The sequence below is a fragment of the Streptomyces sp. NPDC058534 genome (genome assembly GCF_042717365.1).
Lineage (GTDB): Bacteria > Actinomycetota > Actinomycetes > Streptomycetales > Streptomycetaceae > Streptomyces.
Map to the genome: position 1 here is coordinate 3,544 of NZ_JBHXNW010000142.1, position 5,039 is coordinate 8,582.

The window sequence follows — 5,039 nt, forward strand, 5'->3', positions numbered from 1 at the left end:
CTTTTTGTGTTGGGGGTCTGGTGTTTTCCCCCCCGGCGTTGTGGTGGGGGGGGTGGTGGTGTTCGCCCGGGGGGGGGGGGCCCCGCCGGGGGGGGGGGGGGGGGGGGGGGCCCCCCCCTCCCCTCCTGGCTGGTCACGTCGGCGCCTTGGTGCTGCCGGTGGTGCGCAGGCGGCGATCGGCCTGGGTGTTGGCGATGCGGCAGGGCTCACAGATCTCCGTCTTGTCGCGGAGGTGCTTCTGGTAGCCGGGCCGGGTGCCGCACTTGACCGGCTGACGCCTCTGTGCCTGCTTGCGCAGGCGTTCGGCGTTGGCGGCACGGCAGGCCTTGCACGGCTCCTCGTCCCAGCGGTGGTGGCGCCGGTACGCGGCGTCGGTCCCGCACGGGGACAGGTGCGCGCGAGGACTGCGCTTGCCCGCCGGCCGACCGGTCTTCGGCCGCTCTCCGGCCAGCTCGGTGCGCTCCTGGGGGGTGAGGCCGCCGTAGATGCCGTACCGGGAACCGGCGTGCTCGGCGTGCATGCCCTCGGTGAGGCACTGCTCGCGGACCGGGCAGGGGCCGCAAATGCGCTTCGCGTCGGCGACGTTCCATTCGGCCTCGGAGAAGAACGACTCCAGGTCCATGCCCTTGCAGGCGGCCCGCTGCGCCCAGGCGAGCGAGTTGGGCAGGGTCTCGGGGGCGCGGGTGCCGCTCATCGCGTGACCGCCTGAGCGGGCGAGGTCTTCAGGCACTCGCCGCAGGTCCGGCCGTCCTTGGTGAGCACGCCGGCCGTTGCCGTACCGCAGCGCGGGCAGTCGTCCCAGCACTGGGTGACGGCCGCGCCGTACGGGCGGCTCGGGGCGGGCCAGGGCGGGCCGAGGAGGTCGTTCAGGGGCACGGTGATCCGCTCGGGCACGGTGAGGCGGTGACGGCCGGTGCCCGGCTCCATGATCCGGCGGAGGGAACGCAGAGGGCTCATGCTTCGGCCCCCGTTCCCGGCTGCCGGGCCGCCGGCCACTCCGGGGAGTCGGCGGCGGGCTCGTCGGCCGAGGCCTCGGGCTGGCCGTACAGCTCGGCCTCGTCGACGCGCTTCGGCGGGAACTCCTCGTCGCGGGTGACTTCGCCGCGCTGGATGGACTGGAAGATGACCTGGAGCTGGCCGAGGTCGACGCCGGTCCACTTGCCGCTGGGACGGCCAAGCTTGGACTCGATCTGGTCGGCGGTGACGCCGATGCCTTCGAAGGCGCTGAGGCAGTCCGCGACCCGCTTGGACAGCGGGACGTCTCCAGCGCCGTTTTGGAGGGTGTGGCTGGCGACGTTCTTCGCTTCCTCGCGGAACCACGAGGGCAGCACAGTGAAGATCATTTCGCGGAGTCGGCGGGCACCGTTGTTCGCGTTGTTCTCGTACACGTCGCGCGGGTCGTCCAGGCGCGTCGCCGACGAGTTCGCCCAGCGGGTGTGCGGGACGATGAAAGTCGTGGAGGCGCGCTCGTTGGTCTCCAGGTCCCACGCCCAGGCCTGCATCTCCGACTCGCCCGCGACGTCATCGCGGCGCAGCTCGGCCAGGCCGTGGTGGACGTTCCCCCAGCAGCGGGCCAGCTCCTTGGCGAACTGGATGGTCTCGCCGTTGACATTGCCCGAGCCGCGGCGGAACCGGAAGAACGACTTGTTGGCGAGGTCCACCTGGGCGAAGGAGGAACGAACCTTGCGCAGGGCGTTGGCCTCGTCGCGGGGGAACTGACGGGCCACGATCACGGCGGCCTGGACCTCGGCGACGGCACGGGACTGCTCAACTGCGGTTCCCTGCCCGACGAACGAGGGGGCCGGGGCCGGGGTCATCGGCTCTACGGGGTAGTTCACGTCAGGTACTCCTCGTGGTCGCGCTTCTCCGCCCAGGCGGGCAGCGGCAGGTACTGGATGCGGTCGCTGTAGCCGGGCCAGCGGCCCGTCTTCAGGCACTCCCGGAAGATCTGGAGGGCCCGCTCGTTGCGGGCGGCGCCCAAGGTCAGGGCGGGGAAGTCCAGCTCCACGACGCTGACGAGGTACGGGGCGGTCTTCTCCTGGAACACGAACACGAAGCCGGGCTCGTCGCCGTCGCCGTGGAGACCGAGGGCCTTCGCGCCGGCGAGGTACCAGGCGGCCTGCTGGTGGTAGCCGTACGCGGCGACGGCCTTCTGCACGCCCTCGGGCGACGCGTCGGTGGTCGTCTTGTAGTCGACGAGGATCAGGCGCTGGCCGGGGCCGCGGTTGGGCGTCCAGTCCGGTCGGGCACGGCACCACACCTTCGTGCGGGCGTCGCGCCAGAACAGGGACTGTTCGGCCTTGCCCCGACCGGGCTGGAACAGCCGGCCTGCGACGGGGTGCTCGCCGAGGGCCTTCGCCATGTCCTCGATCTGCTCGATCTCGGGCCGCTTCAGGGGGACGTTCCCGGCGGCGCGGATCTCGGCGAGGCGGGCCTTGATGACCTTCGTGTCCCAGCGGGCCGCGTCGACCAGCACCAGTTCGGGGCCCTCGCCGAGGAGACGGCGGTGGGCGGCATGGCCCAGCTCGAACGTCTTCTTCGACTCCTTCGGGGCGTCCTGCTCGTGCCGGTAGAGGGCGGGGCAGGACGGGGCGAGGAGCTTGCGGGCGCCCGTGGAGGACAGCGACCCACCGGGCACGGGGTCGCCGTGGTAGTCGTCGATGGAGAGGTCGTAGATGCCGGGCTCCGTGATCTGGAGGGGCCCGGCGGCCGAGGCCTCGGGGGCCTCGGCACGCACGGCGGTCGTCATCGGGTGACGCCGTCCTTCCTGGTGGTGAGGTGGTGCTGGGTGCGCTGTACGGCCGTGCGGATGGCGGTCAGGGGCCAGCGGACGTTGTGGTCGAGGGCGAGGATCACGAGGGCGCCGGGCACGAAGGCGGCGACGCTGATCGCGATCGCGGTCGTGCCGCTCACTCGTCGGCCTCCGCGTCGTACTCGGAGGCGATCTCCAGGGCGGTCACGACGTAGCCGGTCTCGATCTCCTCGCCGTTGACCGTCACGGTCATCTCGGCGAAGCCGTCTTCCTCGTCCTCGATCCAGTCGAAGGCGGGCTTCTCGAACGCGGCCCAGGTGCGGCGCTCTTCCCCCTGGCAGTGCGCGCGGGCGGCGGCGGCCGTGGTGTACAGGCCCATCACGATCGAGTCGTGCTCGGGGCGGTACACCGTGTGCGGCTCCGCCAGCATCTCCGCCCGGAGGTTCGCGAGGAGCGTCCCCACGATCAGATCCGGGCGGGGCGACTCGCCGTAGTGGGCGAGGAGGACGGCCTGCACCTTGCCGTGGACGCTCTCCTGGGCGTCGTCCGCCTCAGCGCGCAGCACCTGGACGGGAACGAGCTTGCGGGTGATGCCGTCCGCCTCGGCCTGCGGGCCGGGCGCGGTGTTGTGCGCGTGCTGCGCCTCGGCGATCAGCCGCCACGTCCCGCACGTCGACTCGACCTCAGCCAGGGCCTCCAACGCGTCGACGCGGTCGCACGTCGCGTGCCCCAAGTCGAGGAGGAACTCGGCGAGGTCTCCGCGGTCCATGAGCGCGGCCCACGGCAGCGCGAGCGGGTAGGTGCTGCCGTCGCCCTGCTCCGCGAGCGTGTAGGCGATGGGGTCCTCGTCGGTCGGCCGCTCGAACTCGGCGAGCCGGGCCTCCAACTCGGCCACGCGGTCTAGCAGCTTCCGCGCCACCGGGTGCCGCCGCGCATGGTCCTGCTCCCACGCGGCCTGCATCTCGTCACGGTTGGCGTCGTCACGCAACCACGCCCGCACGGCCTCACGAGCGTTCGCCGAGTCCGTGTCGGTAATGACCTGCCCGGCGTCGTAGTCCGCGAGCGCGGCGTCCACCACGCCGGGCCAGGGGCAGAGCTTCAGCCCCTGGAACAGGTCGACGTCCAGCAGCCACGAGACCCGGGCCACCTCGGGGATCTGCACGTACACCTGCGTCTGCTTCTGCAAGGGACGGGCGACGTCGTAGGCGTCCAGCGTGACGCGGACGAGGATCGAGTCGCTCATGCGGACACCTCGGCGGGGCGCAGCTCCAGCCCCTGCCGCTCGGCCCACGTGCGCGCCTGGCGCTCGGCGTCGCGCTCGCAGTGCTCGGCGAAGTTGACGTAGCCGTACACGTGGTAACGCAGCGTTCCGAACTCCACGGTGACGCTGGCGTTGCCCTCGTCGTTGTACGCCACGGGCAGCCCGTGCTCGGAGGCGAACTCCTCCACCGCCGGGTTCGTGTGCAGCGGCACCAGCAGCTGCTGCGAGCTGGGCGCCGGCAGGGCCGGGTTGGACTCCAGGAAGTCGGCCAGAGCGCGGAGCGCGTCGATGGCCTTCTGCTTCTGTTCTGCGATGATCGGAGCCACGGTGGCTCCTCCTTTCGATGGTTGCGAGGGGCGCCGGTCGTGGGGGTCGCTCGGGCCTGGCAGTCGGAGCGGCCCTTCGGCGCGTTCAGGGGTGGATCAGGCGGCGCGTACGCGCCGGCCCGCACCGCGCCGCGCGGGGATGCGGTGCATCTCGGCGATCTGGGCGCGGTCCTGGGCGCTGAACATCAGCCGGCGTCCCATGCGGTGGGCGGGGAAGCTGCCGTGGTTGACGCCGTCGCGGAGTCGGCGCTCGCCGATGCCGAGACGTCGGGACGTCTCCTTGACGTCGGTGAAGTCCTCCACGGTCGTGAGGGCATTGGTGGACAACTTGGTTCACCTCATTCGGTGTTGGGCTCGCTCGGGGCGAGGAGCTGTTCGTCTTCGGCGGGGATGCCGAGGGCGTTCCGGAGCGCCGAGTAGGTGGGGGGCCGCATCTGGCGTCGCACGCCCGTTTCGAGCCGCGAGAGGTAGCTGCGGGTGATGCGTGCGTTGCGGGCGAGGTCGGCGATCTGTATGCCGCGTGCCATGCGGAGCTTGCGGATCGCCGCCCCGTCCACCTCGTAGGTAGCTCGGGGTGCCGTCATGTGTAGAAGCTAGCAGCTTCTAATAGAAACTGCTAGCGATACCCCGCATGAACTAGCAGTTACTAGGAATGTGTGGCAGGTGAACTGCGAAGATCCTGTGAGTATCCGCTAGGAGT

General features: G+C 71.1%; 9 protein-coding genes. All 9 read right to left on the reverse strand.

The features are described from left to right. Positions 1-133: 133 nt before the first annotated feature. The 9 genes from ACFWR9_RS41780 to ACFWR9_RS41820 all read right to left on the reverse strand — a co-directional run bounded on the left by ACFWR9_RS41780 (position 134) and on the right by ACFWR9_RS41820 (position 4,923). Complete coding sequence (locus ACFWR9_RS41780) at positions 134-694, reverse strand: WhiB family transcriptional regulator (protein WP_383852652.1); 561 nt, start codon at positions 692-694, stop codon at positions 134-136. After that, positions 691-957 carry a hypothetical protein gene (locus tag ACFWR9_RS41785; protein ID WP_383852654.1) on the reverse strand — a complete coding sequence of 89 codons (267 nt, stop codon included), beginning with the start codon at positions 955-957 and terminating at the stop codon, positions 691-693. Before ACFWR9_RS41785 ends, ACFWR9_RS41780 begins: the two co-directional genes overlap by 4 nt. Next, positions 954-1,838, reverse strand: a complete 885-nt coding sequence (locus ACFWR9_RS41790; RefSeq protein ID WP_383852657.1) for a hypothetical protein — start codon at positions 1,836-1,838, stop codon at positions 954-956. The genes ACFWR9_RS41785 and ACFWR9_RS41790 overlap by 4 nt, the downstream gene beginning before the upstream one ends. Continuing rightward, positions 1,835-2,749 carry a PD-(D/E)XK nuclease-like domain-containing protein gene (locus ACFWR9_RS41795; protein ID WP_383852659.1) on the reverse strand — a complete coding sequence of 305 codons (915 nt, stop codon included), beginning with the start codon at positions 2,747-2,749 and terminating at the stop codon, positions 1,835-1,837. Before ACFWR9_RS41795 ends, ACFWR9_RS41790 begins: the two co-directional genes overlap by 4 nt. Continuing rightward, positions 2,746-2,913: a hypothetical protein gene (locus ACFWR9_RS41800; protein ID WP_383852661.1), complete on the reverse strand. Its 168-nt coding sequence runs from the start codon at positions 2,911-2,913 to the stop codon at positions 2,746-2,748. The genes ACFWR9_RS41795 and ACFWR9_RS41800 overlap by 4 nt, the downstream gene beginning before the upstream one ends. Continuing rightward, positions 2,910-3,995, reverse strand: a complete 1,086-nt coding sequence (locus tag ACFWR9_RS41805) for a hypothetical protein (RefSeq protein WP_383852664.1) — start codon at positions 3,993-3,995, stop codon at positions 2,910-2,912. Before ACFWR9_RS41805 ends, ACFWR9_RS41800 begins: the two co-directional genes overlap by 4 nt. Then, positions 3,992-4,339, reverse strand: a complete 348-nt coding sequence (locus tag ACFWR9_RS41810) for a hypothetical protein (protein WP_383852666.1) — start codon at positions 4,337-4,339, stop codon at positions 3,992-3,994. The genes ACFWR9_RS41805 and ACFWR9_RS41810 overlap by 4 nt, the downstream gene beginning before the upstream one ends. A gap of 96 nt (positions 4,340-4,435) precedes the next feature. Continuing rightward, the gene (locus tag ACFWR9_RS41815; RefSeq protein WP_383852669.1) at positions 4,436-4,666 is read right to left on the reverse strand and encodes a hypothetical protein; all 231 of its coding nucleotides are present in this window, start codon (positions 4,664-4,666) and stop codon (positions 4,436-4,438) included. Between the two features lie 11 nt (positions 4,667-4,677). Continuing rightward, a complete protein-coding gene (locus tag ACFWR9_RS41820) occupies positions 4,678-4,923 on the reverse strand; it encodes a helix-turn-helix domain-containing protein (RefSeq protein ID WP_383852671.1) in 246 nt (81 codons plus the stop codon). Positions 4,924-5,039: the final 116 nt, after the last annotated feature.